Origin of the sequence: Streptomyces sp. NPDC005202, assembly GCF_040608235.1 — a bacterium.
Lineage (GTDB): Bacteria > Actinomycetota > Actinomycetes > Streptomycetales > Streptomycetaceae > Streptomyces.
In genome coordinates, this window is the sequence record NZ_JBEXHW010000005.1 from 165,879 (window position 1) to 191,201 (window position 25,323).

At 71.3% G+C, this 25,323-nt stretch carries 20 protein-coding genes and 1 pseudogene; 14 read left to right on the forward strand and 7 right to left on the reverse strand.

From position 1 onward, the window contains the following. The first annotated feature begins 209 nt into the window (after positions 1–209). The 3 genes from ABZV31_RS12090 to ABZV31_RS12100 are packed head-to-tail and all read left to right on the forward strand — an operon-like array spanning position 210 to position 2,532. On the forward strand, positions 210–890 hold the full coding sequence (locus tag ABZV31_RS12090; protein ID WP_355891620.1) for an ABC transporter permease: 681 nt from the start codon (positions 210–212) through the stop codon (positions 888–890). Then, on the forward strand, positions 887–1,558 hold the full coding sequence (locus tag ABZV31_RS12095; protein ID WP_355891623.1) for an ABC transporter permease subunit: 672 nt from the start codon (positions 887–889) through the stop codon (positions 1,556–1,558). Before ABZV31_RS12090 ends, ABZV31_RS12095 begins: the two co-directional genes overlap by 4 nt. Before the next feature lie 47 nt (positions 1,559–1,605). Further along, positions 1,606–2,532 carry an ABC transporter substrate-binding protein gene (locus tag ABZV31_RS12100; protein WP_355891867.1) on the forward strand — a complete coding sequence of 309 codons (927 nt, stop codon included), beginning with the start codon at positions 1,606–1,608 and terminating at the stop codon, positions 2,530–2,532. Between the two features lie 35 nt (positions 2,533–2,567). On the opposite strand, the gene ABZV31_RS12105 is transcribed toward ABZV31_RS12100, so the two are convergent. Continuing rightward, positions 2,568–3,722 (reverse strand): betaine/proline/choline family ABC transporter ATP-binding protein, encoded by a 1,155-nt coding sequence (locus ABZV31_RS12105; protein WP_355891626.1) that lies wholly within the window; start codon positions 3,720–3,722, stop codon positions 2,568–2,570. Between the two features lie 238 nt (positions 3,723–3,960). On the opposite strand from ABZV31_RS12105, the gene ABZV31_RS12110 reads away from it, so the two are divergent. Next, complete coding sequence (locus tag ABZV31_RS12110) at positions 3,961–7,068, forward strand: family 78 glycoside hydrolase catalytic domain (protein ID WP_355891629.1); 3,108 nt, start codon at positions 3,961–3,963, stop codon at positions 7,066–7,068. A 96-nt stretch (positions 7,069–7,164) separates the two neighbouring features. Here ABZV31_RS12110 and ABZV31_RS12115 read toward each other — a convergent pair whose 3' ends face one another. The 6 genes from ABZV31_RS12115 to rhaI all read right to left on the reverse strand — a co-directional run bounded on the left by ABZV31_RS12115 (position 7,165) and on the right by rhaI (position 15,046). After that, positions 7,165–7,833 (reverse strand): lactate utilization protein C, encoded by a 669-nt coding sequence (locus ABZV31_RS12115; protein WP_355891632.1) that lies wholly within the window; start codon positions 7,831–7,833, stop codon positions 7,165–7,167. Beyond that, positions 7,830–9,353 (reverse strand): LutB/LldF family L-lactate oxidation iron-sulfur protein, encoded by a 1,524-nt coding sequence (locus ABZV31_RS12120; protein ID WP_355891635.1) that lies wholly within the window; start codon positions 9,351–9,353, stop codon positions 7,830–7,832. The genes ABZV31_RS12115 and ABZV31_RS12120 overlap by 4 nt, the downstream gene beginning before the upstream one ends. Beyond that, entirely contained in the window at positions 9,350–10,105 is a 756-nt protein-coding gene (locus ABZV31_RS12125) for a (Fe-S)-binding protein (protein WP_355891636.1), read from the reverse strand. The genes ABZV31_RS12120 and ABZV31_RS12125 overlap by 4 nt, the downstream gene beginning before the upstream one ends. Positions 10,106–10,211: 106 nt before the next feature. Further along, positions 10,212–11,648, reverse strand: a complete 1,437-nt coding sequence (locus ABZV31_RS12130; RefSeq protein WP_355891870.1) for a rhamnulokinase family protein — start codon at positions 11,646–11,648, stop codon at positions 10,212–10,214. Positions 11,649–11,656: 8 nt separating this feature from the next. Beyond that, positions 11,657–13,696: a bifunctional aldolase/short-chain dehydrogenase gene (locus ABZV31_RS12135; RefSeq protein WP_355891639.1), complete on the reverse strand. Its 2,040-nt coding sequence runs from the start codon at positions 13,694–13,696 to the stop codon at positions 11,657–11,659. Positions 13,697–13,885: 189 nt separating this feature from the next. Then, positions 13,886–15,046, reverse strand: coding sequence for an L-rhamnose isomerase (gene rhaI, locus ABZV31_RS12140; RefSeq protein ID WP_355891642.1), 1,161 nt, complete (start codon positions 15,044–15,046; stop codon positions 13,886–13,888). 265 nt (positions 15,047–15,311) lie between these two features. Here rhaI and ABZV31_RS12145 point away from each other — a divergent pair, with 265 nt between their 5' ends. The 10 genes and pseudogenes from ABZV31_RS12145 (at position 15,312) to sigJ (ending at position 25,322) form a co-directional block, all read left to right on the forward strand. Beyond that, the gene (locus ABZV31_RS12145; RefSeq protein WP_355891645.1) at positions 15,312–16,829 is read left to right on the forward strand and encodes a sugar ABC transporter ATP-binding protein; all 1,518 of its coding nucleotides are present in this window, start codon (positions 15,312–15,314) and stop codon (positions 16,827–16,829) included. A gap of 55 nt (positions 16,830–16,884) precedes the next feature. Then, entirely contained in the window at positions 16,885–17,958 is a 1,074-nt protein-coding gene (locus tag ABZV31_RS12150; RefSeq protein WP_355891648.1) for an ABC transporter permease, read from the forward strand. After that, positions 17,951–18,964 (forward strand): ABC transporter permease, encoded by a 1,014-nt coding sequence (locus ABZV31_RS12155; protein WP_355891651.1) that lies wholly within the window; start codon positions 17,951–17,953, stop codon positions 18,962–18,964. The genes ABZV31_RS12150 and ABZV31_RS12155 overlap by 8 nt, the downstream gene beginning before the upstream one ends. A gap of 36 nt (positions 18,965–19,000) precedes the next feature. Next, entirely contained in the window at positions 19,001–20,083 is a 1,083-nt protein-coding gene (gene rhaS, locus ABZV31_RS12160; RefSeq protein ID WP_355891654.1) for a rhamnose ABC transporter substrate-binding protein, read from the forward strand. A gap of 18 nt (positions 20,084–20,101) precedes the next feature. Further along, a complete protein-coding gene (locus ABZV31_RS12165) occupies positions 20,102–20,422 on the forward strand; it encodes an L-rhamnose mutarotase (RefSeq protein WP_355891657.1) in 321 nt (106 codons plus the stop codon). A 15-nt stretch (positions 20,423–20,437) separates the two neighbouring features. Then, positions 20,438–21,006: pseudogene (locus tag ABZV31_RS12170) on the forward strand (BNR-4 repeat-containing protein); the annotation flags it as partial. Between the two features lie 123 nt (positions 21,007–21,129). Further along, the gene (locus ABZV31_RS12175; RefSeq protein ID WP_355891660.1) at positions 21,130–22,155 is read left to right on the forward strand and encodes a LacI family DNA-binding transcriptional regulator; all 1,026 of its coding nucleotides are present in this window, start codon (positions 21,130–21,132) and stop codon (positions 22,153–22,155) included. A 109-nt stretch (positions 22,156–22,264) separates the two neighbouring features. Continuing rightward, positions 22,265–23,566, forward strand: coding sequence for an alpha/beta fold hydrolase (locus ABZV31_RS12180; RefSeq protein ID WP_355891663.1), 1,302 nt, complete (start codon positions 22,265–22,267; stop codon positions 23,564–23,566). Positions 23,567–23,594: 28 nt separating this feature from the next. Next, a complete protein-coding gene (locus tag ABZV31_RS12185; protein ID WP_355891665.1) occupies positions 23,595–24,338 on the forward strand; it encodes a PIG-L deacetylase family protein in 744 nt (247 codons plus the stop codon). Positions 24,339–24,428: 90 nt separating this feature from the next. After that, entirely contained in the window at positions 24,429–25,322 is an 894-nt protein-coding gene (gene sigJ, locus ABZV31_RS12190; RefSeq protein WP_355891667.1) for an RNA polymerase sigma factor SigJ, read from the forward strand. Position 25,323 lies beyond the last annotated feature (1 nt).

Genomic DNA, 25,323 nt, shown 5'->3' on the forward strand with positions numbered 1-25,323 from the left:
GCGCCCCAGTGACCGCCCCTGACATATGGCGCAGGGGCCGCCGCCCAAGCGACCGCCCCGGCGACCGACGCCCCTCACGCTGCCAGGGCACGGAGGCCGGGGCCAAAGGGCATGGGGCGCAGAACCCGTATCGGCGGGTGTAGGCGGCGACACCCCGGACGGGTCACCAGAACGAGCCGCCCCTGTGGCCCACCCGATGGAATGGACGCGTGACCGCGCCCCCGGACGACTGCCTCGCGCGCAACGACTGGATCTGCGGTGCGTACCTGAGCACGCGTCGCCAGATCCTCCTGGACGCGGTGCTCCAGCACCTGAAGCTGACCGGGCTCGCGGTGCTCATCGCTCTGCTCGTCGCCGTCCCGCTGGCGGTGCTGGCCCGCCGCTGGGGCTGGGCGGCCGGTCCTGTCCTGGCCGTCACGACGATCCTCTACACGATCCCGTCGCTGGCGATGTTCTCCCTGCTCCTACCGGTGTACGGCCTCTCGGCGACCCCGGTTGTCGCCGGGCTCGTCCTGTACTCGCTCACCGTGCTGGTGCGCAACATCCTCACGGGCCTGCGCGCCGTTCCCGAGGAGACCCGGCAGGCGGCGCGGGGCATGGGCTACGGCCCGGTCCGCCTGCTGCTCACCGTCGAGATGCCGCTCGCCCTGCCCGCCGCGATGGCCGGACTGCGCATCGCGACGGTCTCGGCGGTCTCCCTGGTGACGGTGGGCGCGATCGTCGGCTTCGGCGGGCTCGGCAACCTCATCTACGCGGGCATGAACACCTACTTCAAGGCACAGGTCCTGACCGCGTCCGTACTGTGCGTGCTGATCGCGGTCGCCGCGGACCTGTTCCTGCTGGGCGTGCAGCGCCTGATCACCCCCTGGATGCGGGCGGCCCGCGGATGAAGACCCTGACCGACGCCTGGGACTGGCTCACGGACCCCGCGCACTGGGCGGGCGACAACGGCATCGGACACCGTCTCCTGCAGCACCTGGTGCTGACGGTCGTCTGCCTGGCCGTCAGCTGCCTGATCGCCCTGCCGGTCGCACTCGTTCTCGGCCACCTCGGCAAGGGCGGCGCACTCGCCGTCAACATCTCCAACGTCGGCAGGGCGGTGCCCACCTTCGCCGTCCTCGTGCTGCTGCTCCTGACGCCTCTCGGCAGGTGGGTCGAGGGCCCGACGGTCGTGGCGCTGGTGCTGTTCGCCGTACCGCCGCTGCTCACCAACGCGTACGTCGGCATCCGCGAGGTGGACCGGAGCATCGTGCAGGCGGCGCGGGGGATGGGGATGACCGGCCGGCAGATGATGTTTAACGTGGAACTGCCCCTTTCGCTCCCGATGATCCTGAACGGGGTGCGGATCGCCGCCGTCCAGCTCGTCGCGACCGCCACGATCGCCGCGCTGGCGGGCGGGGGAGGGCTGGGGCGCATCATCACGGCGGGCTTCAACCTGGCGAGCACCCCGCAGGTGGTGGCGGGTGCCGTCCTCGTCGCCGTGTTCGCACTGATCGTCGAGGGCGTCTTCGAGATCGCCGAACGGCTGGCGCCGGTGTGGGCGAGAGGCTCCAGGTGAGACGGCGTGTCGCCGTCCCCGGGCGGCTCGGCGGACGACGGCGACGGGTGGCCCCGGGGGCGGTCCTGCTCCTGCTCACCGCCTGCTCCACCGGCCCCTCCCTGGAGCACCGCGGCCAGGTCACCGCACCGCCCGGCGACAGCCGGCACCTGACCGTCGGATCCGCCGGATTCACCGAGAGCGACCTGCTCGCCCACATGTACGCGCTGCTGCTGGACCAGGCCGGCTACAAGACGTCGCTGATCACTGTCGCCAACCGCGAACTGTACGAACCCGCCCTGGAGTCCGGCCAGATCGACATCGTGGCCGAGTACGCGGCCACCTTCGCCGACTGGCTGAACGCCAAGACCAAGGGGGCCGACGCGCCCCCGGTCGGCTCACCCGACCTCGGCGCCACGATGAGCGCGCTGCGCCGGCTGGCCACGCCCCGCGGACTGACCGTCCTGGACCCCGGCAGGGCCGTCGACCAGAACGCCTTCGCGGTGAGCAGGACGTACGCGCGGCAGCACGGCCTGAAGACCCTCAGCGACCTGGGCGCCTCGGGCCTGGAGGTACGGCTCGCGGCCGGTGACGAATGCGTGCAACGGCCGTACTGCGAACCGGGCTTGAAGAAGGTCTACGGCATCGACGTCACCGGCGTCGACCCCAAGGGCGTCGGCACGACCCAGGCGAAGCGGGCCGTGCAGAGCGGCCGGGACCAGATGGTGCTGACCACCACGACGGACGCCACCCTCGACGACTTCGGCCTCGTCCTCCTCGCCGACGACAAACACCTGCAGAACGCCGACTACGTCGTCCCGGTCGTCAACCGGGCCCGGGCGGGCGGCGAGGGGGTCACGAAGACCCTCGGCAAGCTCAACGACGTACTGACAACGGCCGACCTGGCGTCCATGAACGAGCAGGTGGACAGCTGGCGCCGCCTGCCGGAGGACGTGGCTCGGACCTACCTGAAGGACAAGGGGCTGCTGAAGTGACATGCGCCGTCCCGAAGGGTGCGGCTCTGCTCCCGTCAGGCGTCCGCCACCGAGTCGAACCGCACCTGACCGCGTGACACACCGCGCGCGTCCGCGTCCACCGACCGTCGCAGCGCCTCGTGCAGCTTCGCCGGCGTCAGCACGCCGAGGAAGCGGGAGCCGTCCAGCACCGCGACCCACCCGGCGTCGTGCTGGAGCATCACGCCGAACGCCTGCTTCAGGGGTGCGCCCACCGGCACCCACGCGCTCATCCGGTGGGCCAGGTCGCCGACCGGGCCTCCTGCGGCCAGGGCGTCGAGCCCGACCCAGCCGTGCAGATCGCCGGACGCGTCGAGCACGACGGCCCAGCGGGTGCCTTCCGCACGCAGCCGCCCGGCGGCGCGCTCGGCTGACTCGTCCAGGCGGGCGACCGGAGGCTGTTCCAGGTCGTCGGGCTCGATCGTGGTGACCGACAGCCGTTTCAGACCGCGGTCGGCGCCCACGAACCCGGCGACGTACGGCGTTGCCGGGCTGCCGAGCACCGCCCCGGGCGTGTCGAACTGCGCGATGCGCCCCTGCCCGTACACGGCGATGCGGTCGCCGAGCCGCACCGCCTCCTCGATGTCGTGCGTGACCAGCAGGACCGTCTTGCGCACGGCGGCCTGCATCCGCAGGAACTCGTCCTGCAACTGCTCGCGCACCACCGGGTCGACCGCCCCGAACGGCTCGTCCATCAGCAGCACCGGAGGATCCGCGGCCAGCGCCCGCGCCACGCCGACCCGCTGCTGCTGCCCGCCGGACAACTGGTGCGGGTAGCGCGGACCGTACGTCGCCGGGTCCAGCCCCACCAGATCGAGCAGCTCGGCGGCCCGCGCCCGCGCCCTGGCCTTCTTCCAGCCGACCAGGGCCGGCACGGTGGCCGTGTTGTCGAGGACCGTGCGGTGCGGGAACAGGCCCACCTGCTGGATGACGTAACCGATCCGGCGGCGCAGCCGCACCGGGTCGACGTTCGCGATGTCCTCGCCGTCCACGGAGATCCGCCCGGAGGTCGGCTCGATGAGCCGGTTGACCATCAACATGGTGGTCGTCTTGCCGCAGCCGGAGGGGCCGACGAGCGTGACCAGCTCCCCCTCGGACACCTCGAAGGTCAGACCGTCCACCGCCGTCGTACCGTCCGGATACCGCTTGGTGACCTGCTCGAACCGGATCATGCCCTCACGCTAACGGCGCGGGTCCCGTCCTGCTCACGGGCGGCGTCCCCCAAAGACTGGTGAATCGCGTCTTCCGTTTTTGAACGGTTTCAATCCACTCGCAAGCCCGAGATGTCCTTTTGGATTCTGGCGAGTATTCGTGCTGTTAAAGACGTAGACACGTTTCACATCCGCCACTAACTTCATCCGCCGAGCGGACTGAATCGATACAACTCCGAGCAGCCGAAGGGACAGCGGCATGAATGACGGAGTCGACGGCACGACGGGCAGAACAGTGCGCCGCAGGACGGTGCTGGCCACCGCGCTGGGCGCTTTACCGGTGGCCATGGCGGGAGGAGTCGGCGGGGGAGGTCAGGCCTGGGCGGACGCACCGGCCTCGGACCGCACCTGCGTGGAGGGACTGACGGTCGAACACAGGACGAACCCGCTCGGCGTGGACGCGGCCCGCCCCAGGTTCGGCTGGCGCATGGCCTCCTCGGCCCGCGGACGGCGCCAGAGCGCGTACCGCATCCTGGTCGCCACCTCCGCCGGCCGGCTGCACGGCGGCCGGGCCGACGTGTGGGACAGCGGCCGCGTCGCCTCGGCGGACTCGGTCGCCGTGCGCCACGCGGGCCGCGCACTGACCCCCTCGACCCGCTACTTCTGGGCGGTTCGCGTCTGGGACGAGCACGGCCGCGCCGTCCCCGACGCCCCGGTCGCCTCCTTCGAGACCGGCCTGCTGAGCACCGACGGCGTGACCGGCTGGGACGGCGCCCGCTGGATCACCATGGCCGGCAAGAAGCCGAACACGCCCGGGGCCCCGCTGCTGCGCTGCCAAACCGCGCTCCGGGGGCGGGTGCGCGAGGCCCGGCTGTACGTGTCGGCGCTCGGCGTGTACGAGGCGTACGTCAACGGCCGCCGGGTCGCTGTACCGCACGGCAACGGCACCACCCCCGAACTCCTCACCCCGGGTTGGATGAACTACGACACCACCGTCAGCTACTTCACCTACGACGTCACCGATCCGGTCGCGGGCAAGCGGCAGGTCACGCTCGCCGCGGTGCTGGGCAACGGCTGGTACAACGGCCGCGTCTCCGACGGCAGCGTCTACCACTCCAAGGACGGCAACCCGCTCGCCCTCAAGGCCAAACTGCTGCTCCGGTACGCCGACGGCTCGACGCAGAGCGTCGTGACCACGGGCTCCGGCTGGAAGGCGACGGACACCGGCCCGTACCGCGCCGACGACATCTACGACGGCCAGACCTACGATGCCCGCAGGGAACTTCCCGGCTGGACGACGAACGGCTTCGACGACTCCGCCTGGGCGGACGTGGAGGAACACGCCCACGCCACCCGTTTCCCCGACGCGAAGCTCGTCGCCTACCCGGGTGAGAGCGCCCGGTTGACCCCGGAGTGGGACCGCAAGCCGCGCTCCCTCACCGTCTACACCGGGGTCGCAGGCCAGGAGACCAGCCCTAACGGCAAGGGCCACATCGTCGTCGACGACTCCCGCACGGTCACCGACCCGGCCAGGGCCGCCACCGCGTCCGTGACCCTCGCCGACGGTGACACGGCGGTCTTCGACCTGGGCCAGAACATGGTCGGCGTCCCCCGCTACACCCTGCGCGGCCCCGCCGGCGCCGAAGTCACCTTCAGGTTCGGCGAGATGCTCAACGACGCGAGCAAGGGCGCCGACGGCCCCGGGGGCTCGGTCTACCGCGCCAACCTGCGCACCGCCAAGGCGACCAGCACGTACACCCTCAAGGGAGACCCGCACGGCGAGACCCACCAGGACTCCCTCACCTTCTACGGCTTCCGGTACGTCTCCGTCACCGCCACCGGCGGCCCGGTCACCCTCACGGGCCTGACCGGCAAGGTCGCCACCGCCGCCCTCCACGAGACCGGCACGGTCACCACCGACGACGACCGGATCAACCAGCTGATCAGCAACGTGCACTGGGGCCAGCGCGGCAACTACCTGTGGATCCCCACCGACTGCCCGCAGCGCGACGAACGCCTCGGCTGGACCGGAGACACGCAGCTGTTCTCCAACACGGGCCTGTACAACGTCGACGCGGTGGCCTTCCTCAGCCACTTCGAGGACATCCTGATCGAGTCGCAGCGGACCTACGGTCTCGACGGCGCCCAGTTCCCCGCGGTCGCGCCCGGAAACCGGTACAACGCCGCGGCCCCGGTGAGCGGTTGGGCGGACTGCGGGGTGATCGTCCCCTGGACGGTCTGGCAGATGAGCGGGGACCGGACCGTCGTCGACCGCAGCTGGGACGCCATGACCCGCTACCTGGACTGGATCCGCGGGAAGACGGGGGACACCCACGCCGGCCAGGGCGCCCTCTTCGCCGACTGGCTGGCGCCGCAGAGCACCGGCACCCAGTTCATGAGCGATGTCTACTACGGCTACAGCGTCCGGCTGATGGCCCAGATGGCACGGGCGACCGGGCGGAGCGCGGAGGCCGATGCCTACGACAGGCTCTTCGACAGCATCAAGCGGGCGTTCATGGCCAAGTACCTGAGCACCGAAGGCGGCAGGCTCACCGTCCGCTCCAGCCTGGGCGGGAAACCGATCATGGGCCCGGACCCCGAGGACAACAGCCAGACCGCCCTGCTGTGGGTGCTCAAGCTCGGCCTCTACGACACACAGGCCCAGCGCCGCCAACTCCTCGCGCTGCTTGCCGAGAACATCGGCAACGACGCCGCCTACAAGGCGGCCCACCCCGACAGCGCCCGCGTGCAGTACGCCGAGAACACGCTCTCCGTCGGCTTCCTCGGCGTGAACGTCCTCGCCCCGGTCCTCACCGACGAGGGCCGCGCGGACCTCGCGTACCGACTGCTCCACCAGGACGCCATGCCGTCCTGGCTGTTCTCGGTGAACAACGGAGCCACCACGGTCTGGGAGCGCTGGAACTCGTACTCCGAGCAGGACGGCTTCGGACCGGTCGAGATGAACTCCTTCAACCACTACTCCTACGGCGCGATCATGGAGTGGATGTACGAAGGCATGGCCGGCATCGCCAAGGACCCGGCCAACCCCGGCTTCCGCCACTTCTTCCTGCAGCCGCACCTCGATCCCACAGGCCGGATCACCCACGTGTCCGGCGCGCACCGCTCCCCCTACGGCGAGATCGTCAGCGAGTGGACGGTACGCGGCCGCACCCTCACCTACCGGGCGACGGTCCCGGCGAACAGCACCGCGACGCTGCGCATTCCCACCGCCGACGCGTCGAGCGTGCGTGAGGACAGGACTCCGCTGGCCCGGGTGCCCGGCGTCGACTTCCTCGGCTTCGAAGGCGACACGGTTTCCTACCGGCTTCCCTCGGGCCGCTACCAGGTGACCTCGGCGCTCGGCTGACCCGAGGGAGCGGCGCCCGCGGTTTCACACCCACCCAAGGAAGGAAGGCCCCAACACCGCCGCCCCGCAAAGCGCCTGCTGCTGGTCCGGCCGGGGCTACGCCTCGACGTCCCCGGCTCGCCGATCTCCCACCAGCACCACCTCCAGGGTGCGCGGCCCGTGCACCCCTTCCACCCGGTCGAGCTCGATGTCACTGGTCGCGGAAGGCCCGGAGATCCAGGTCAGCGGGCGGGTCGGGTCGAGGCGGGCGAGGGCCTGGGGGACGGACGCGACGACCTGGTCGGGGACACGGACGACGCAGATGTGGTGGTCGGGGATCAGGGTGATGCGACGGCGGCCCTGGTCCGGGCCGCCGTCGAGGACGATCGTGCCGGTCTCGGCGACGGCCACCGCGCACCCCGTGACCACGCTGTCGACCCGGTCCAGATCGTGCGGTGTGCTCTGCGCGTCGTCCGCGATCCTGGTCACCTCCGAAGCCGCCAGCCAGCCTTCCTCCAGCCCCGCCGGGACGAGGACGGCCCTCGACCCACGGTCGCCGAGCAGGCGGGCGATCACCGCGGGCAGCCCGTCGACCTCGCAGCGGTGCACGATCGCCCGGTAGTCCGCCAGGTTCTCGGCCAGCAGATCAACCGTCTGCTCGACACTCCGCTCGCCGTGTTGCTCCAGATAGTCCCGGGAAACGGCCTGCTCGTACGGCGTGTCGTCCTGTGGTACGTCAGCCAGCGCGCGCCGCACGCGGCCCAGGATCCGGTCCCTGCTGCTCACTTCGCGTCCTTCCCCGAGCTCGCGGCTCCGCCCGGGCAGGGGGTGCTTCCATCGCCGTGCGTGCGCTGCCACCAGTCGCGGAAGGGTTCCGCGGGCACGGGCGGCAGGTCCCGGGTGTCGCTCCACGCCCGGCCGGGGCCCGGCAGGGTCCGCGGATGGAAGCGGCGGGTGCGGGAGGCAAGTCGCTGGCCGGTGCGCAGGGCCCCGGGGTGGGTGAACGCCCAGCGCGCCGCGCGCATGGCCGCCCGCTCGGCGGCGTGGCCCTTCGCGGGCCGCAACACGACCTTGTTGCCCTGCCGCGTCACCTGACCGCCCTCCGCGACCCGTTCGCGCAAGTGCACCAGCACCTCGGGGATGTCGATGGCCACCGGGCACACCTCGTAGCAGGCGCCGCACAGCGAGGACGCGTACGGCAGTGAGGCGTCGATCTCGCTTGCGGTGCCGCGGAGTTGGGGGCTGAGGATCGCGCCGATCGGGCCCGGGTAGACCGAACCGTAGGCGTGGCCGCCGGCCCGCTCGTACACCGGGCACACGTTGAGGCACGCCGAGCAGCGGATGCAGCGCAGGGCCTGGCGGCCGACCTCGTCGGCGAGCGTGTCGGTGCGGCCGTTGTCCAGCAGCACCAGATGGAACGTGCGGGGCCCGTCAGCCGTCTCGGAGTCCGTCGTACCGGTCCACATGGACGTGTACGGGTTCATGCGCTCGGCGGTCGAGGAGCGGGGGAGCGTCTGCAGGAACACCTCCAGATCCCGCCAGGTCGGCACGATCTTCTCGATGCCGACGACCGAGATCAGCGTCTCGGGCAGGGTGAGGCACATCCGGCCGTTGCCCTCGGACTCCACGACGACCAGCGTGCCGGTCTCGGCGACCATGAAGTTGGCGCCGGAGATGCCGACCTTGGCGCGCAGGAACTTCTCCCGCAGGTGCAGGCGGGCCGCCTCGGCGAGTTCGGCGGGCGTGTCCGTGAGCCCGTCGGGGGCCGGACGGCCCCACTTCCTCATCTCGGAGCGGAAGATGTCCCGGATCTCGCCGCGGTTGCGGTGGATGGCGGGCACCAGGATGTGCGAGGGCCGGTCCTTGCCCAACTGCACGATCAGCTCGGCGAGATCGGTCTCGTACGCCCGGATGCCCTGCGCCTCCAGGGCCTCGTTGAGTCCGATCTCCTGCGTGGCCATCGACTTGACCTTGACGACCTCCGTCTCCCCGGTCTGCCGGACCAGGTCGGCCACGATCCGGTTGGCCTCGTTCGCGTCGGCCGCCCAGTGGACGGTCCCGCCCGCCGCCGTGACCGACTCCTCCAACTGCACGAGGTAACGATCGAGGTGACGGAGCGTGTGGTCCTTGATCTGCCGGCCCGCCTCCCGCAGCGCCGCCCAGTCGGAGACCTCCGCGACGGCCTTCGCCCGCTTGGCGCGGATCGTGTGGGTGGCGTGGCGCAGATTGCCGCGCAGGGTCCGGTTGTGCACCGCTTCACGGGCGGCCTCGGGAAAGGCCGGCATTCCTACGAACGTCCCGCTCATGCCGCCGGCTCCTCCTCCGTGCTCGCCAGGATCTCCGCGATGTGCACCGGCCGCATGCCCGTGCGCAGGCGGGCCATGGTCCCGCCGATGTGCATCAGGCAGGAGTTGTCGGCCGCGCACAGCACCTCCGCGCCGGTCGACTCGGCGTTGCGCACCTTGTCCGCACCCATCGCCGCCGAGACATCGGGGTTCTTCACCGCGAAGGTGCCGCCGAACCCGCAGCACTCCTCGGCCCCGGGCAGCTCCACCAGCTCCAGTCCCTTCACGGCCTGCAGCAGCCGCCGGGGACGGTCACCGAGCCCCAGGCTCCGCAGCCCGTGGCAGGTCGGGTGGTACGTCACCTTGTGCGGGTAGTACGCGCCGACGTCCGTCACCCCCAGCACGTCCACCAGGAACTCCGTGAGCTCGTACGTCTTCGGCACCACGGGCGCCAGGGTGGCCGCGAGCGTGGCGCCGCGCCCCTCGGCGCGCGCCCGCTCGCCCATCCGCGGATACAGCTCCCGCACCATCGCCCCGCACGACCCGGACGGCGTCACGATCGCCTCGTAGTCCCGGAAGACATCCGAGAAATGCCGGGCGAGGGGCTCGGCCTCATGCCGGTACCCGGTGTTGTAGTGCGCCTGCCCGCAGCACGTCTGGGCCATCGGGAAGTCCACCTCGACGCCCAGCCTGGTCAGCAGTTTCACCACGGCGCGTCCGGTGCCCGGATAGAGCGTGTCGTTGACGCAGGTCAGGAACAGGGCGACACGCATCGCGGCTCCTTGTGTTCGGTCATCGGATGAGTGCTGGGGGCACCCCCACATGCGTTCAGCGTAGTGGGGGACCCATCAGCCAGGACGCCTCAGGGGAGACCCCGGCTCAGGGCGTGGCGAGCCGAGCCTCGGCGGCCCGCCAGGCCGCCGTGTCGCCCCGCGGCTCGTACCGTGTCAACGGCTGCGTACGGGCGAGCAGGTGCCGCATCTCCGCCCGGTCGCCGACCAGCCCGTGCCCCCGCGCCTGGACCAGGACGTTGCCGAGGGCCGCCGCCTCCGTGGGGCCGGCCACCACCGGCAGTCCGCAGGCGTCCGCGGTCAGCTGGCACAGCAGGGCATTGCGGGTGCCGCCGCCGACGACGTGCACGACGTCGACCGGGTGGTCGGCGAGCCGCTGGGCGTCCTCGACGGCCCGGCGGTGGGCGAGGGCGAGGGAGTCGAGGATGCAGCGCGTGGTCTCGGCGGGGGAGCCCGGCACCGGCTGCCCCGAGGCCCGGCAGGCCGCCGCGATCCGCTCCGGCATCCGGCCCGGGGGCAGGAACACCGCGTCGCCCGCGTCCACGACCGACCGCAGCGCCGGCACCTCGGCCGCCTCCCGCAGCAGCCCGCCCAGGTCCGGCTCGCCCCAGGCGCGTACGCACTCCTGCAGCAGCCACAGCCCCATGATGTTGCGCAGATAGCGGACCGTGCCGTCGAGCCCCAGCTCGTTGGTGAAGTTGGCGGCGCGGCTCGCCTCGGTGAGCACGGGAGCGTCCAGCTCCAGGCCCGCCAGGGACCAGGTGCCGGTGCAGATGTACGCGAACCGCTTGCCCACGGCGGGCACGGCGGCCACCGCGGACGCGGTGTCGTGCGAGCCGACCGTCGTCACCGGCACCGGCCCGGTCAGCCCGGTCTCCTCCAGCACCTCCGGCCGCAGCACGCCCGCAGGGTCGCCCGGCTGCCGCAGCGGTGCGAACAGGCTCAGGTCGATGCCCAGTCGGGCCGCGACGTCGTACGACCAGTCGCGGGTGCGGGGGTCGACGAGCTGGGTGGTGGAGGCGTTGGTGAGCTCCGTGCCCTCCTCGCCCGTGAGCCAGTACGTCAGCAGGTCGGGAACGAGCAACAGCCGCCTGGCCGCAGCGAGTTGGGCGGTCGAGCGGGCCGCCGTCAGCTGGTACAGGGTGTTGAAGGGTGCGTACTGGATCCCGGTCGCCGCATACAGCTGCTCGGCGGGCACCGTCGCCCACACCTTCTCCGCGATCCCCTCGGTGCGGGAGTCGCGGTAGTGCACCGGGTTGCCGAGCAGGGCGCCGTCCGCGTCGAGCAGGCCGTAGTCCACGGCCCAGCTGTCGATGCCGACGGAGTCGACCTGCCCGGCCTCCCTCAGCCCGTCCAGCACGCCGGCGTACAGACCGAGCACGTCCCAGCGCAGCCCCTCGGGCACCCGCACGGGCCGGTTGGGGAAGCGGTGCGCCTCGGCCAGCTCCAGGAAGTCGGTGCCGACGTGGCCGACCATGACCCGCCCGCTGGACGCGCCGAGATCGACCGCGGCGTACGCCTTCACCTCGGCGCTCACCGCAGGAACGCGGCCGCGACGCCGGCGTCGACGGGGACGTGCAGCCCGGTGGTGTGCGTCAGGTCGCCGCCGGTGAGCGCGAAGACGGCGTTCGCGACGTGCTCCGGCAGCACCTCCCGCTTGAGGAGGGTCCGCTGGGCGTAGAACTCGCCGAGCTTCTCCTCCGGCACCCCGTACACGGCGGCCCGCTGCGCGCCCCAGCCGCCCGCGAAGATCCCGGAGCCGCGCACCACCCCGTCCGGGTTGACCCCGTTGACGCGGATGCCGTGCTCGCCCAACTCGGCTGCCAGCAGCCGTACCTGGTGGGCCTGGTCGGCCTTGGTCGCCGAGTAGGCGATGTTGTTGGGTCCGGCAAAGACGGCGTTCTTGGAGGCGATGTAGACGATGTCGCCGCCCAGCCCCTGCGCGATCATCACCCGGGCCGCCTCGCGCGAGACGAGGAAGGAGCCGCGCGCCATGATGGCGTGCTGGAGGTCCCAGTCCTTCGCCGTCGTCTCCAGCAGCGGTTTGGAGAGGGAGATCCCGGCGTTGTTGACCACCAGGTCGACCCCGCCGAAGGCCAGCACGGCCGCCTTGAACGCCTCGGCGATCTGTTCCTCCGAGGTGACGTCCACGGTGACGGCGACGGCCCTGTCGGGCCCGCCGAGCTCCTCGGCGACGGTCGCCGCGCCGTCCGCGTCGATGTCGGCGACCACCACGCACGCACCCTCGGCCGCCAGCCGGTGCGCGATCGCCCGCCCGATCCCGCTGCCCGCCCCCGTCACCAGCGCCACCCGCGTGGCCAGGGGCTTGGGTTTGGGCATCCGCTGGAGCTTGGCCTCCTCCAGCGCCCAGTACTCGATACGGAACTTCTCCGACTCCTCGATCGGCGCGTACGTGGACACCGCTTCAGCGCCCCGCATCACATTGATCGCGTTGACGTAGAACTCGCCCGCCACCCGCGCCGTCTGCTTGTCCTTGCCGAAGCTGAACATGCCCACGCCGGGCACCAGCACGATCGCCGGGTCGGCGCCGCGCATGGCGGGGGAGTCGGGCAGGGCGTGCCGCTCGTAGTAGGCGGCGTACTCCTCGCGGTACGCGGCGTGCAGCTCCTTCAGCCGGGCGACCGTCTCCTCCAGCGGAGCCGTCGGCGGCAGGTCGAGGACGAGCGGCCGGACCTTCGTCCGCAGGAAGTGGTCGGGGCAGGAGGTGCCGAGCGCGGCGAGCCGCGGATGCTCGGCCCGCGCCAGGAAGTCGAGGACCACATCGGAGTCGGTGAAGTGCCCCACCTGCGGCTTGTCCTGCGAAGCGACGGCACGGACGTACGGCGCCAGGGCCGCGGCCCGCTCCCGCCGCTCGGCCTCGGGCAGTGCCTCGTACCCCTCGACGACCGGTCCGAAGGGCTCGGGCTTGCCACGCTCGGCGAGGAAGGCCTCGGCGGTGCGGATGATGTGCAGCGAGTTGCGCTCGCACTCCTCGGACGTGTTCCCCCACGCGGTGATCCCGTGCCCGCCGAGGATGCACCCGATGGCCTGCGGGTTGGCCTCCTTGATTGCGGCGATGTCCAGCCCGAGCTGGAACCCGGGCCGCCGCCACGGCACCCACACCACGCTGTCGCCGAAGCACTCCGCGGTGAGCTTCTCCCCGTCGGCGGCACACGCGAGTGCGATCCCGGAGTCGGGGTGCAGGTGGTCCACGTGCGGGGCGTCCACCAGGCCGTGCATCGCCGTGTCGATGGACGGCGCCGCGCCGCCCTTGCCGTGCAGGCAGTAGTCGAACGCGGCGACCATCTCGTCCTCGCGCTCGACACCGGGGTAGACGCCGACGAGGGCCCGCAGCCGGTCCAGCCGCAGCACGGCCAGGCCCGACTCGGTGAGCGTCCCGAGATCGCCCCCGGATCCCTTGACCCACATGAGCTCGACATCGCCACCGGTCACGGGATCGGTGTCGGTGCCCTTTGCGGACGCGTTGCCGCCGGCGTAGTTGGTGTTGCGGGGGTCGGAGCCGAGCCGATGGGACCGGGCGAGGAGGGCGGCGGCTTCGGGGTGGGGTGCCATGGTGTGATCAGTCCTCACGTGAAGGGGGTGGAAGGGGCTCGGGGCAGCGCCGTCAGGGGCGTGGAAGGGGCTCGGGGCAGCGCCGTCAAGGGCTCGGGGCAGCGCCGTCGGGGCGCGGGGAACTGCGCGACCAGCCCACGACGGCCCGCGGACCGCACGGGGCCGTGCCCGGCAGACGCGGCTCGGCCATCACGCCCCCCACCCCGCCTGCTGACCCCCGACCCGCTCCGCCACGATCTTCTCCGCCCACCCGGACCGGCGGTACGCCGCAAGAGGGTCGGGGTCCAGCCCCATCTCCGCCCGCACCTCAGCCAGCAACGGCCGCACATCCGTGTTGTATGCATCCATCAGCACGGCGTTCGCACCGAGTACGTCCCCCGCCCGCTGCGCCGCAGCCAACGCCTCCCGGTCGACGAGCAGCGCCTTCGCCGTCGCCTCCTGCACGTTCATCACCGACCGGATGATCGCCGGGATCTTCGGCTCGATGTTGTGGCACTGGTCGAGCATGAACGCGACCTCGGGCGTGAACCCGCCCCCACGCACCACCTCATACATGATCCGGAACAGCTGGAACGGATCCGCGGCCCCGACCATCAGGTCGTCGTCCGCGTAGAACCGCGAGTTGAAGTCGAACCCGCCGAGCTTCCCCTCCCGCAGCAGCGTCGCCACGATGAACTCGATGTTCGTCCCCGGCGCATGGTGCCCGGTGTCCACAACCACCTGCGCCTTGGGCCCGAGCCGGAGGCAGTGCGCGTACGCCGTCCCCCAGTCCGGAACGTCCGTCGTGTAGAAGGCCGGCTCGAAGAGCTTGTACTCGAGCAGCATCCGCTGCCCCTCGCCCAGCCGCTCGTACACCTCGGCCAGCCCCTCGGCGAGCCGGTCCTGCCGCTCCCGCACGTCGTCCTGACCGGGGTAGTTCGTACCGTCGGCGAACCACAGCTTCAGGTCCCGCGACCCCGTGGCGTCCATGATGTCGACGCACTCGAGCAAATGATCAAGGGCTTTGCGCCGCACCGCCGCGTCCGGGTGGCAGATGCTGCCCAGCTTGTAGTCGTCGTCCTGGAAGGTGTTCGAGTTGATGGCGCCCAGCTTCAGGCCGCGCTCCTCGGCGTGCTTCGCCAGCGCCGCGTAGTCGTCGACCTTGTCCCACGGAATGTGCAGGGCGACCGTCGGGGCGACACCGGTGACCGCGTGCACCTGCGCGGCATCGTCCAGCTTCTCCTGCGGCGTGCGCGGAACGCCGGGCTGCGCGAACACCTTGAACCGCGTCCCCGAGTTTGCGTACGCCCACGACGGCGTCTCGACTGCCTGGGTCTTGAGAGCGGCCTTCACCGCGGCGAGCTCGGTCACTGCAGGGCTCCTGTGACATCGGTTCGGAAGGGCTGAATCTGTGAAACGATTCAGAGCCGCAAGCTATGAGCCGCCCGCAGGGGTGTCAAGCACTCCGACCCACCGCGTTTTCCGTGACTCGGCTGTGACCTTCGGCTATCGAAACTTTTTCGACACGGACCCATTGACGTGACATGGCTCGCGTGCCTAACGTCCCGGCAACCAAGTTGAAACCTTTCACGGCGCTGTGGGGGGCCGCCCCCGCCGGCGTCGTCGAGGAGCCCCCATGACCCACCCGTCCGACACGGGTCCGGCCCCTGTGCTGGCGCTGCAGGGCGTCTCCAAGTCCTTCGGGGCGGTGCGCGCCCTGCGGGACGTGTCCCTGGAGCTGTACCCCGGCGAGGTGCACGCCCTCGCCGGGGAGAACGGCGCGGGCAAGTCGACCCTCATCAAGACGCTCGCCGGGGTGCACCGGCCGGACGCCGGCCAGGTGCTGCTCGACGGTGAGCCCGTCGTCTTCCACGGTCCCGGCGACGCCCGCGACGCCGGAATCGCCGTGATCTACCAGGAGCCCACGCTCTTCCCGGATCTGTCGATCGCCGAGAACATCTTCATGGGCCGCCAAGCCCGGCGCGCCCTCGGCCGCATCGACCACAGGGCCACCCACGCGGCGACCGAAGCCCTGATGAAGCGCCTCGGCGTCGATCTCGACCCCGACCGGCCCGCCCGCGGCCTGTCCATCGCCGACCAGCAGATCGTCGAGATCGCCAAGGCGCTCTCCTTCGACGCCCGCGTCCTGATCATGGACGAGCCGACCGCCGCCCTCACCGGCAGCGAGGTCGCGCGCCTCTTCGGCGTCGTCCGCACCCTGCGCGAACAGGGCGCCGCCGTGCTGTTCATCTCGCACCGGCTTGAAGAGATCTTCCAGATCTGCCAAAGGGTCACCACTCTGCGCGACGGATCCTGGATCGCCAGCGAGCCGCTGGACGGCATGACCGAGGACGACCTCGTACGGCGCATGGTCGGGCGCGACCTCGACGAGCTGTACCCGAAGCAGGACGTCGAGCCCGGCGAAGTTGCCCTGAGCGTACGGCGGTTGACCCGCGAGGGTGTCTTCACCGACGTGTCGTTCGACGTGCGGCGCGGTGAGATCGTCGGTCTCGCCGGGCTCGTCGGCGCCGGCCGCACCGAGGTGGCGCGCGCCGTCTTCGGCATCGACCGGTGGGACGCCGGCGAGGTCGAGGTGGACGGCCGGCCGCTGACCAACGGCGCGCCGTCCGTCGCCATGGCCGCCGGGCTCGCCCTCGTGCCCGAGGACCGGCGCGCCCAGGGCCTGGTGATGGACATGTCCATCGAGCGGAACATCGGCCTGACCGGGCTGCGTACAACCGTGAAGGCCGGGCTGATGGACCGGGGAGCCGAACGCAGCCGCTCCCTCGACTGGGCCGTCAAGCTCCAGGTCAAGTACGCCCGGATCGCCGACGCCGTCTCCACCCTGTCCGGCGGCAACCAGCAGAAGGTCGTCCTCGCCAAGTGGCTCGCCACCGGCCCCAAGGTGCTGATCGTCGACGAGCCCACCCGTGGCATCGACGTCGGCACCAAGGCCGAAGTGCACCGGCTGCTCGGCGAGCTGGCCGCCGACGGGGTGGCGATCCTGATGATCTCCTCCGACCTGCCCGAGATCCTCGGCATGGCCGACCGCGTGCTCGTCATGCACGAGGGCCGCCTCACCGCCGAGATCCCGCGCTCCGATGCCACCGAGGAATCCGTGATGGCCGCAGCCACCGGGAGGGTCGCCGCATGACCCCCGTCGACAGGGCCTGCCGTATGACGCCGATCGTCTCCTGGAGGGCCGCCGCATGACGGTCACCGCACCCACCCCCGCGCCCGCCGCCGAGGTACCCAAGTCGAGCGGCACCCGGCTGGTCGACCGCGTCTTCAAGATGCGCGAACTCGCCATCCTGGTCGTCTTCCTGGCGATGATCGCGGTCACCCAGGCCGGCAACAGCGAGTTCCTGTCCGAGCAGGGCATCAAGGACCTGCTGCTGAACGCGACGATCCTCGTCCTCGTCGCCACCGGCCAGTCGCTGGTCGTCATCACCCGCAACGTCGACCTGTCGGCCGGCTCCACCCTCGGCATCACCGCCTTCGCCGCCGGCACCTACCTCCACGGCGGCGGAAACCCCGTCGTGGCGATCGTGCTGGCCGTCCTCCTCGGTGTCGGCCTCGGCCTGCTCAACGGTCTGCTGGTCAGCCTCGGCCAGGTGCCCGCCCTGGTCGTCACCCTCGGCACGCTCTACATCATCCGCGGCGTCGACTCCATCTGGGTCGGCTCACGCCAGATCACGGCGGCCGACCTGCCCGGCGGCTTCGTCGACTTCGGCTCCGGCGGCCTGGCCGCGGTGCCCTGGCTGGCCCTGATCGCCCTCGCCGTGCTCGTGGCGACGGCGTACTACCTCAAGCACTTCGGCAGCGGACGCGAGCTGTACGCCCTCGGCTCCAACCCCGAGGCCGCGCGCCTGGCCGGCATCCCCGTTCGCAAGCGGATCCTGGCCGCGTACACCTTCTGCGGCGGCCTCGCCGGGCTCGCCGGCGCGATGTACCTGGCCCGCTTCGGCAACGTCGACTCCGGCACCGGCACCGGCTACGAACTGACCGTCGTCAGCGCAGTGGTGGTCGGCGGCGTCGTCTTCACCGGCGGCTCCGGCAGCGTCTACGGCGCCGCGCTCGGCGCGCTGCTGCTGACCTCGATCAACAGCGTGCTGCCCGCCCTCGGCGTCAGCTCCGTGTGGGTGCTCGCCATCAACGGCGTCCTGCTCCTGCTCGCCATCGCGGTCGACCGGATCGTCGCGCTGCGCGTGGCCACGGCCCTGAAGAAGAAGTCGGCTGTGAAGAAGACGGTCACCCAGAAGGGGAACGCCCGCCATGCCTGAGTCACTGACGCGCGCGGTCCGCTGGGACACGGTCGTCGGCGCCCTCCTGATCGTGCTGTTGCTGCTGTCGTTCTCCTTCGTCGACGGCTTCGGCAATGCCCTCAACCTGTCGTTCCTCATCGGCAACACCCTGCCGATCGCACTGATCGCCCTGCCGATGACCCTGCTCGTCGTCGCCGGCGAGATCGACCTGTCCGTCGCTTCCACAGCCGGGCTGTCCGGCGCGGTGCTGGGCAAGCTGTGGAACGAGGGCATGGCGATCGAGACGATCATCCCGCTGTGCCTGGTCCTCGGCGTGGTCTGCGGGCTGGTCAACGGCCTGCTGGTCACCCGGCTCGGCCTGCCCTCCCTCGCCGTCACCATCGGCACCCTCGCCGCGTACCGGGGCATCGCGCAGATCGTGCTCGGCTCGGACGCGGTGACCGACTTCCCCACCCAGTACCTGGACTTCGCGGCCGGACGCGTCGGGAACACCTTCCTGCCGCAGGCGTTCCTGCCGTTCCTGGTGCTGCTCGCGATCGCCGTGGTCGTGCTGCACGCGACCCCGTTCGGACGGTCGCTGTTCGCGATCGGCGCGAGCGAGGAGGCCGCCCGCTTCGCCGGGATCCGGGTCAAGCGGGCCAAGCTCCTCCTGTTCGTCGCCACCGGCTTCATGGCCTCCCTCACCGGCGTCTTCTGGGCGCTGCACTACGCCAGCGCCCGCTACGACAACGCCACCGGACTCGAACTGTCCGTCGTCGCCGCGGTGCTGCTCGGCGGCATCGACTTCGACGGCGGCAAGGGCACGCTCGGCGGCGCGATCGCGGGCGTCTTCCTGCTCGGCGCGCTGCAGAACGTGATGAGCCTGCTCAACGTCTCCGCCCAGTCGCAGATCGTCGTCACCGGCGTGCTGCTCGTCGTCTCCGTGCTCGGCCCCAGGGTCGTACGGCAGATCTCCGTCGCGAGGGCGGGCCGCCGGGCCGCCGCCACGGGGCCCGTCGCCAAGACGCCCACTGCGACCTCGTAACCGCACCCTCGCTCTCCCTCGTAAAGGACCTCCGCCATGCGCAAGTCGTCGATCCGCCGCACCTGTGCGGCCCTCGCCGCCGTCACCTCCCTCGCCCTCGCCGCCACCGCCTGCGGCGGCACCACCAAGAACGACGTCAAGAGCGACGGCGGCCCGGCCGCCTCGGCCGGCAAGGCGAACCCGAACGCCGCCCTGAAGAAGGGCCTGACCGTCGGCTTCCTGCCCAAGCAGGTCAACAACCCCTACTTCACCACCGCCGACAAGGGCGGCGAGAAGGCCCTCAAGGAACTGGGCGAGAAGTACAAGGAGGTCGGCCCGAACAACGCCACCGACACCTCCGGCCAGGTGAGCTACGTCAACACGCTCACCCAGCAGCAGGTCAACGCCATGGCCGTCTCCGCGCAGGACCCGGGCGCCCTGTGCACCGCGCTGAAGCAGGCCATGAAGAACGGCATCAAGGTCGTCACCTACGACTCCGACACCAACTCCGAGTGCCGCAACGCCTTCGTGTCGCAGGCCAGTGCCGAGGACCTCGGCCGCACCGAGGTGCAGCTGCTCGCCCAGCAGATCGGCTACAAGGGCGAGATCGCGATCCTGTCCGCCGCGCAGACCGCGACGAACCAGAACACCTGGATCGGCTACATGAAGGACGAGCTGAAGGACCCCAAGTACAAGAACATCAAGCTCGTCAAGATCGCATACGGCAACGACGACGCCCAGCAGTCCTTCCAGCAGACCCAGGGTCTCCTCCAGGAGCACCCGAACCTGAAGGGGATCATCTCCCCGACCACCGTCGGCATCAAGGCCGCCGCCCAGTACCTGTCCGGCTCCAAGTACAAGGGCAAGGTCAAGCTGACCGGCCTCGGCACGCCCAACGACATGCGCAAGTACGTCAAGAACGGCACCGTCGACGCCTTCGAGCTGTGGGACCCGGCCAAGCTCGGCGAACTGGCCGCCCGCACCGCCGTCGCCCTGGCCTCCGGGCAGATCACCGGCACGGAGGGCGAGTCCTTCAAGGCCGGTGACATGGGGAGCTTCACCATCGGCAAGGACGGCGTGATCAGCCTCGGCAAGCCGACCGTCTTCGACGCCAAGAACATCGACCAGTTCAACTTCTAGCCGCCGAAAGGGCTGTCGATGCAGCGCGTGTGCTTCCTGCTCAAGGTCCGCAAGGACCGCATCGCCGAGTACCGCGAACGCCACGCCGCCGTGTGGCCGGAGATGCTCGAGGCGCTCAAGGCCACCGGCTGGCACAACTACTCGCTCTTCCTGCGCGACGACGGCCTGCTCGTCGGCTATCTGGAGACCGAGGACTTCCAGGCCGCCCTGGCCGGCATGGAGGCCACCGACGTCAACGCCCGTTGGCAGGCGGAGATGGCGCCGTTCTTCGAGTCGCTGGACGGCGCCCGGCCCGACGAAGCGATGAAGCCTCTCACCGAAGTCTTCCACCTCGCCTGACCCGGAGCTGCGTTCATGAGAAGACGCACCGTGCCGGCGACCGCCCTGCCGGGGGCCGTGGCGGCCCCCCGCGGGCGGCCACGCCGCCGGGCCCCTCGGTCACCAAGAAGGGCACCAGCCGACTCGATGCCCAGGCCGTCTACTTCGTCTCCTACGACGGCCTGGTCAACAACAACTCCTTCCAGAAGAACGGCCTGCTGACGTACAAGGGCCACCAGTACGCCGCCTGGTACACCGCAAGCCGCAACGCCGTGGTCGCCCGCCGCGCCCTCGGCTCGTCCAGCTGGTCGACGGTCACCCTCGCCCACCAGCTCAAGAACGACGACTCCCACAACGTCATCTCCATGGGCGTGTCCGTGGTCGACGGCCGTCTGCACCTCAATATGGACTCGCACAGCGACGGCTTCTTCTACGTCAAGTCGGTCGCCGGACTCCTCGACAACCCGGCGTCCACGGCCTGGACCTCCTCGGTCTTCGGGGCCGTACGGACGACCCTCGACGGGCTCGCGCTCACCTCGCAGTTCACCTACCCGCAGTTCGTCTCCACGCCGGAAGGCAAGCTGCAACTCGGCTACCGCGTCGGCGCTCCCTCGCCGCTCCACGTCGTCGATTTCGCCCTGCCCGCCTGACCGGTCTGGTGTGCGGCGCCATGACGGTAATGTGAAGCCCCTCCCGCCGCCCCTCGTCTCCCTGGAGGTCTCCGCCCGATGGCCCAGTCGGTGGGTATCAAGGACGTCGCTCGCGCCGCTGGAGTCTCGGTGGGCACGGTCTCGAACGTCATCAACCGTCCGGAGACCGTCGCCATCGAGACCCGGGCCCGGGTGCTGTCCGCGATCGACCGGCTCGGCTATGTCCGCAGCGAGTCCGCGCGCCAGCTGCGCGCGGGCCGTAGCCGGATCATGGGGCTGCTCGTCCTCGACATGGGCAACCCGTTCTTCGTGGACGTGGCCCGTGGCGCCGAGCGGGCGGCGCGCGAGGCCGGGCTGGGTGTGATGGTCTGCAACAGCGCCCAGAGCCCGAGCGAGGAGGCCGAGTACCTGTCGCTCTTCGCCGAGCAGCGGGTGCGGGGCGTCCTGCTCACCCCGGCCGACGCGACCGGACGCAACATCGCGGCGTTCCGCCGCCACGGCATCCCCTTCGTGCTGGTCGACCGGGTCGCCGAGGGCACCACCGAGTGCTCGGTCTCCGTGGACGACGTGACGGGCGGCGCCCTGGCCGTGCGACACCTGGTCGACGCAGGGCACCGCTCCATCGCGTACGTCAGCGGCCCGCCCGGCCTCAACCAGGTCAGGGACCGCCGCACCGGCGCCCTCAACGCGCTCGCCGAGGCGGGCCTCGGCCCCGACGCCCTGCGCGAGCTGCCCACCGAACGGCTCGACGTGGCCGCCGGCCGGGACGCCGGCGCCCGACTCCTCGGCCTCGCCGACCGTCCCACCGCCGTGTTCTGCGCCAACGACCTGCTCGCCCTCGGCGTCCTGCAGGCCATGTACGCGGCCGGGGTCGGCGTCCCCGACGACCTCGCCATCGTCGGCTACGACGACATCGAGTTCGCGGCCGCCGCGGCCGTCCCGCTCACCTCGGTCCGCCAGCCCGCCGTCACCATGGGCGCCCTGGCCGCGGAGCTGCTGCTGGAGGAGACGGAGGCGCAAGGGGCGCCGACGGCGCACGAGCACCGGCGGGTGGTGCTCCAGCCGGAGCTGGTGGTGCGCAGCTCCAGTCTTCCCGCCCGCTGATCCCCGGTTCAGCAACATTTCATGATTCCGGGGTCGGACGACGGACAAACATGTGCTGAACTGGGACACGGCCCGCAAACCCTCTGCCCCCTCCGTCCCGGGAGATCTGTTGACCGTCAGCTACCGCCAGCCCGGCGTCGTCCTCACCGACCGCCACTTCACCGTGCCCCTCGACCACGACGACCCGGCGGGGGAGACGATCGAGCTCTTCGCCCGTGAGGTCGTCGCGAGCGACAAGGTGCAGCAGGACCTGCCGTGGCTGGTCTACCTCCAGGGCGGTCCCGGCTTCGGGGCGAACCGTTTCGTCGGAAGGCAGGCCTGGCTCGGCCGCGCCCTGAAGGAGTACCGGGTGCTGCTGCTGGACCAGCGCGGCACCGGCCATTCCACGCCCGCCAACCGCCAGACGCTCCCGGTGCGCGGCGGCCCCGCCGAGCAGGCCGACTACCTCACGCACTTCCGCGCCGACTCGATCGTCCGCGACTGCGAGGCCATCCGCCGCGAGGTGACCGGCGGCGCCCCCTGGACCGTCCTCGGCCAGAGCTTCGGCGGCTTCTGCACGGTCACCTACCTGTCCACGCACCCCGAAGGCCTGGCCGCCGCCGTGATCACCGGTGGCCTGCCTTCGCTGCACGCCCACGCCGACGACGTGTACCGGGCCGCCTACCTGCGCATCGAGCGCAAGGCCACCGCGCACTACGCCCGCTACCCGCAGGACGTCGAACGCGCCCGCCGCATCGCCGACCACCTCCTGACCCACGACGTCGTCCTGCCGAACGGCTACCGCCTCACCGTCGAGGCCTTCCAGTCCCTCGGCATCCTGCTCGGCCGCAGCGAGGGCAGCCACCGCCTCCACTACCTCCTGGAGCACGCCTTCGTCCGCACCGCGCAGGGCCCCGCCCTGTCCGACGCGTTTCAGGAAGAGGTCCAGGGCCTGCTGTCGTACGCCGGCCACCCGCTGTACGCCCTCGTCCACGAGGCGATCTACGGCCAGGACGCCCGCCCGACGGCCTGGGCGGCCGAACGGGTCCGCGCCGAGTTCCCGCAGTTCGACGCCGCCAAGGCCCTCGCGGGGGACGGACCGCTGCTGTTCACCGGCGAGTCCGTGCACCCCTGGATGTTCGACTGCGACCCGGCGCTGCGCCCCCTGCGCGAGACCGCCGAGCTGCTCGCCGCCCGCACCGACTGGCAGCCCCTGTACGACCCCGCCCGCCTCGCGGCCAACGAGGTCCCGGTCGCCGCGGCCGTCTACCACGACGACATGTACGTCGACACCGCCCACGCCCTCGAAACCGCCCGCGCGATCCGCGGCCTGCGCACCTGGGTCACCGACGAGTTCGAGCACGACGGCGTTCGGGCCGGCGGCCCCCGTGTCCTGGACCGGCTGCTCGCGCTCACCCGTGACGAGGTGTGAGGCCGGTGGCGCAGGCTAGTCTGCGCCCATGACGGAGCCGACCAGCACCCCGCTGAAGCCCATGCCCGACGACTGGCGGCGCGCCCTCGCTGTGGTGGCGCACCCGGACGACCTCGAGTACGGGTGCTCGGCGGCCATCGCCGCCTGGACCGACGGCGGCCGGGAGGTCGCCTACGTCCTCGCGACCCGCGGCGAGGCGGGCATCGACACGCTGGAGCCCGCCCAGTGCGGCCCGCTGCGGGAGCAGGAGCAGCGGGCCGGTGCCGCCGTCGTCGGCGTGTCGGAGGTGGAGTTCCTCGGCCACCGGGACGGCGTCATCGAGTACGGCACCGCCCTGCGCCGCGACATCGCGGCCGCGATCCGCCGCCACCGGCCCGAGCTGGTGATCACCCTCAACCACCGTGACACCTGGGGCGGGGTCGCCTGGAACACCCCGGACCACGTGGCCGTGGGCCGCGCCACCCTCGACGCGGCGGCGGACGCCGACAACCGGTGGATCTTCCCGGAACTGGCCGAGCAGGGTCTGGAGCCCTGGAACGGGGTGCGCTGGGTCGCCGTCGCCGGCTCCGCCACGCCCACCCACGCGGTGGACGCCACGCCGGGCCTGGAACGGGCGGCGCGCTCGCTCCTCGAACACCGCACCTACATCGAGGCGTTGACCGACGAGGACCCGGAGACGTACGCACGGGGCTTCCTGACGGCGACTGCGAAGGCCACGGGGGAGCGCTTCGGCGGCACACCCGCCGTGGCCTTCGAACTGTTCAGCCGCTGACGCGGCTTGGAGGGGAAGCTGCCCCGAAGGGGCCGGCGTGCTTTGATCGGCACGGCTTTCGCACACCTGCGCAGACCGAACGGGGACGGTATGAACGACACGGACCGGCTGGCCGACCGATTCGAGGAGCACCGCGGGCAGCTGCGCGCGGTGGCCTACCGGATGCTCGGCTCGCTGCCCGAGGCGGAGGACGCCGTGCAGGAGGCGTGGCTCAAACTCAGCCGCACCGACGCGGGCGCCATCCAGAACCTCGGCGGCTGGCTGACCACCGTCGTCGGCCGGATCTGCCTCGACATGCTGCGCTCGCGCACCGCCCGCCGCGAGGAGCCGATCGATGAGACCTTCGTCCCCGACCCGGTGATCCGGCCCCTGCCGGAGACCGACCCGGAGCAGGAGGTGCTCCAGGCCGACTCGGTCGGCCTCGCACTCCTCGTGGTCCTTCAGACGCTGGAGCCGGCCGAGCGGATCGCGTTCGTGCTGCACGACATGTTCGCCGTGCCGTTCGACGACATCGCGCCGATCGTGGAGTGCAGTGCTGCCGCGACCCGGCAGCTGGCCAGCCGGGCCCGGCGCCGGGTGCAGGGCGCCACCCCGGCGGCGGACCCCGACCTCGGCCGGCAGCGCGAGGTGCTCGAGGCCTTCCTGGCCGCCTCCCGCGCCGGTGACTTCGAGGCCCTCCTCACCCTGCTCCACCCGGACGTGGTGCTGCGCGCCGACTCCGGTGCGCTCGTCCGGGGCGCGGCCGCCTCCAAGGCGGTCCGCGGGGCGAAGCCGGTGGCCGAACAGGCGCTCACGTTCGCCCAGTTCGCCCAGTACGCGCAGCTGGTGCTGGTCAACGGCACGGTCGGCGTCGTCAACGCGCCCGAGGGGCGGCCGCTGTCGGTCATGGGCGTCACCATCGCCGACGGCCGGATCACCGGCATGTACATCCTGGCCGACCCCGAGCGGCTCGCACGCGTGGACCTGCCGGACCTCGGCGGCTGAC